The following is a 3,533-nucleotide window of genomic DNA, read 5'->3' as shown; positions in this document are numbered from 1 at the left end:
GTGTTGTACGTGCGTACGGGGGCCGGGGATGTCGTGGTCGAGGCGGCGGTGGTCGGGGGCCGGGAGTCTTTCGCCCCCGCCGCCCCTACCCGTCCCATCCCGGGGGCTCCGCCCCCGGACCCCCGGTCCTCGCTCACCCACCGCCCGACTCGGTAGGACAGAAAGGCACCGGCCACCGGTGACCTGAACGCCGGGGTGTTCACCGGGCGCGGCTAGCATCCCCGCATGACCATTGCAGAGAACAGCGGCACCTCACCCCTCGACGTCGAGATCGGCGCCCTCAACGGCGGATCCGCCACGCTCGGACAGTACGCCGGGCAGGTCGTGCTCGTCGTGAACGTCGCTTCCAAGTGCGGGCTGACGCCCCAGTACGCGGGGCTGGAGCGGCTGCACGAGCGGTACGCCGAGCGGGGGTTCACCGTGCTCGGTGTGCCCTGCAACCAGTTCATGGGGCAGGAGCCGGGCAGTGCCGAGGAGATCGCCGAGTTCTGTTCGGCGACGTACGGCGTGACCTTCCCGATGACCGAGAAGGTCGAGGTCAACGGGGACGGCCGACACGCGCTGTACGAGCGGCTCGTCGGGTTCGCCGACGGTGAGGGGCACAGTGGGGACATCCGCTGGAACTTCGAGAAGTTCCTGATCGGGCGGGACGGCAAGGTCGTCGCCCGGTTCGCGCCGCAGACCGAGCCGGAGTCGGCGGAGGTCGTCGCGGCCGTGGAGAGCGCCCTGGGCTGAGCCGCCGGACCCGCCGGACCCCCTTGACCTTGCCCTTGGGGCAGGGGCGAGTGTCGGTGCCGCCGGGCGGAGAGGCCGCCCGGCGACGGAGGATGGCGGCGTGGACGACGGCGTAGACGAGGGCGTGGACGAGGAACTGCTCAGCATCGGGGCGTTCGCGGCGCGGGCCCGGCTGTCGGCGAAGGCGCTGCGCCTGTACGACCGGCTGGGTCTGCTGGCGCCCGCACACGTCGACCCGGTCACCGGCTACCGCTATTACCGGCCCGGGCAGGTCGAGCGCGCCCGGCTGGTGGCGCTGCTGCGGCAGCTGGACATGCCGCTCGCCCGGATCGCCGAGGTCGTCGACGCGGGTGGCGGTACGGAGGCGGCCGAGCGGCTCGCCGCCTACTGGGCCGGCGTCGAGGCCCGCCTCGCCGGGCAGCGGACGCTCGCCGAGTACCTCCGTGGACGACTGTCGGGGAGGAGCTCCGAGATGTACGGGAAGTTCGTGGTCGAGACGGTGGACGTGCCGGAGCAGGTACTGATCACCGAGAAGCGGCACACGCTGGCGGACGAGCTGCCGGCCTGGATCGGGGCTTCGCTGGGGCGGCTGGAGGAGGCGGCCCGGGAGTGCGGGGGCGTGGCCGGGGTGCCGTTCGTGGCGTATCACGCCGAGGTGTCGATGGAGAGCGACGGTCCGGCGGAGGCGTGTGTGCCGGTCGCCGACGAGGCGGCGGCGCGGGACTGGGCCGAGCGCCGGGGGCGGGCCTGGGAAACGACGGTTCGGGTGGAGCCGGCCCGGCGGCTCGCGTTCACCAGGATCACGAAGGCGCAGGTGGCGCATCCGCAGATCCTGGCGGCGTTCGAGGCGGTGGAGGAGTGGATCGCCGCGCATGGGCTGAGCCAGGACGGGCCGTGCCGGGAGGTGTACTTCGCCGACTGGGAGGCGGCAGGGGCCGAGGATCCGGTGTGTGACGTGGCCTTTCCGGTGAAGTAGAGGCCCCGACACAGGAGGTCCGGGCACAAGCCGAGCCCTCTCGGCAAGGACGGCGATCTCGTCGAGAGGGCTCTCACGTGGTGCTTGTGCATGTGGTGCTGGTGCCGTGCGGCGGGTGCGGTGCCGTCCGGGCTAGGACTTGACCGAGGCCACGAAGGCGCTCCACGCGTCGGCGGGGATCGCCAGCTTCGGCCCCTCGGGCACCTTGGTGTCGCCGAGTTCCAGCGCTTCCACGGTGGTCGACCTGACCATCACGCACGCGCCGTTGTTGTTGGTGTAGGAGGACGTCTTCCACGCTTCCGTGGCGCCCAGACGAATTGCCATGTTCGCTCCGTAGCCAGTTGCTGAGTTGCGTCACCGGGCTGCGCATTCCGGCATGGACCCGCAGAACGGATTGCGCCAACCTCGACTGGTGGTTGGCGTGATCGACGCTACTCGCCACCCTCCCCTTCCGGAGCAGTCCTTCACTCAACCGGAGGCATATTCCAGGTGAGACTTCCCGTCAGACGTGGGGGCCGTGTAGCATGCCGCCCTCCATCCGCCGGATCCGCCGGGAGCTCAGCGCGCGTACTCCTTGGCGATCCGCTCGACGAGCTGGCGCGAGGCGTCCACGTTCAGCGACTGCGCCCTCAAGTGCTCGTACATCACGGTGTACTTCTGCACGTCGTGCGGCTTCTCCAGGTACAGGTCGCTGGTCACGCCCTCGATGTAGACGACGCTCGAGTCGGCCGCGTCGGCGAACTCCAGGATCGAGTACTGGCCGTTGATCCCAGCGTGCGCGCCGACCTCGAACGGCAGCACCTGCACGGTGATGTGGGGCAGCCGGCTCATCTCCATGACGTGCTCCAGCTGTTCGCGCATCACCTGCCGGCTGCCGACCACGCGGTGCAGTGACGCCTCGTCCAGCACCACCCACAGCCGCAGCGGGTCCTTGTCGGCGGTGATACGGCTCTGCCGGCGCAGCCGGACCTCGACGCGCTTGTCGTTGTCCTCCTCCGACGCCTCCGGCGAACCGCCCTGGATGATGGCCTCCGCGTACGCCCGGGTCTGCAACAGGCCGGTGATGATCTGGGGTTCGTAGACCCTGAGGGATTCCGCGTCCGTCTCCAGGCCGATGTAGACGCTGTACGGGATGTCACCGAAGGCGTGCCACCAGCCCTGCTGCCGGGAGTCCTTGGCCATCTGCATCAGCGACTCGACGATCCGCTGGTCCTCCACCTCGTAGACCCCGCACAGGTCGCGGACGTCGCGCTGGCTGATGCTGCGCCGGCCGTTCTCCAGGCGGCTGATCTTCGACTGCGACACCAGCAGCCGTTCCGCCACTTCCTCGGCCGTCATGCCCTTGAGCTCACGGAGCCGGCGCAGCTCCTGGCCCAGCCGGCGCCGCCTGACGGTGGGATTGACATTGGACGCCACGGGACGTGCACCTCCGGCTGCGTGCCTGGTTCCTGACTTTGCGTATCTGCTGTTGAGCAGATTGCCACCAAGGGGCTTGCCGCCGCTGGGAAACGGTCGATATCCGACGGGTACACGCCAGTTCAGGGGGCCTGAGGGGACACAGGGGGACAAGAGGTACACATGTGGCCTGCGTGGGCACGCCGAGCGGGGCGGAGAGAGTCCGTGCATTCTCTCCGCCCCGCTCGGACAGCGGCTCCCGTGACCGGGTCTGTGGTGCCGTGGGTCCGTGGAGACGGGTCCGGTGGGGACGTACGTCTCAGTGGGCCACGGCGCGCGCCATGGTTCCGCGGCGCGGCTGTGCCGGGACGCCTCGTGCCGGTTCGGCCGCGCCCCTGCCGCCGCCCGGACCGGCCTGGCGGCCCGC

4 protein-coding genes are annotated in these 3,533 nt (G+C 70.3%); 2 read left to right on the top strand and 2 right to left on the bottom strand.

Annotation, left to right across the window (positions count from 1 at the left end; genetic code table 11):
* Positions 1–225 precede the first annotated feature (225 nt).
* Together N4P33_RS33810 and N4P33_RS33805 are read left to right on the top strand one after the other, a co-directional pair.
* Positions 226–735 carry a glutathione peroxidase gene (locus N4P33_RS33810; RefSeq protein ID WP_260830752.1) on the top strand — a complete coding sequence of 170 codons (510 nt, stop codon included), beginning with the start codon at positions 226–228 and terminating at the stop codon, positions 733–735.
* A gap of 100 nt (positions 736–835) precedes the next feature.
* Complete coding sequence (locus N4P33_RS33805) at positions 836–1,711, top strand: MerR family transcriptional regulator (RefSeq protein ID WP_260830751.1); 876 nt, start codon at positions 836–838, stop codon at positions 1,709–1,711.
* A 132-nt stretch (positions 1,712–1,843) separates the two neighbouring features.
* Here the strand turns inward: N4P33_RS33805 and N4P33_RS33800 are convergent, their stop codons facing one another.
* Positions 1,844–2,035, bottom strand: a complete 192-nt coding sequence (locus N4P33_RS33800) for a DUF397 domain-containing protein (protein ID WP_260830750.1) — start codon at positions 2,033–2,035, stop codon at positions 1,844–1,846.
* Between the two features lie 234 nt (positions 2,036–2,269).
* Positions 2,270–3,127 (bottom strand): helix-turn-helix transcriptional regulator, encoded by an 858-nt coding sequence (locus N4P33_RS33795; protein WP_260830749.1) that lies wholly within the window; start codon positions 3,125–3,127, stop codon positions 2,270–2,272.
* Between the last annotated feature and the right edge of the window lie 406 nt (positions 3,128–3,533).

The organism is Streptomyces sp. 15-116A, from assembly GCF_025290915.1.
GTDB lineage: Bacteria > Actinomycetota > Actinomycetes > Streptomycetales > Streptomycetaceae > Streptomyces.
Note: the sequence above shows the minus strand (reverse complement) of the source record. Positions and strands in the feature narration are given on the sequence as shown.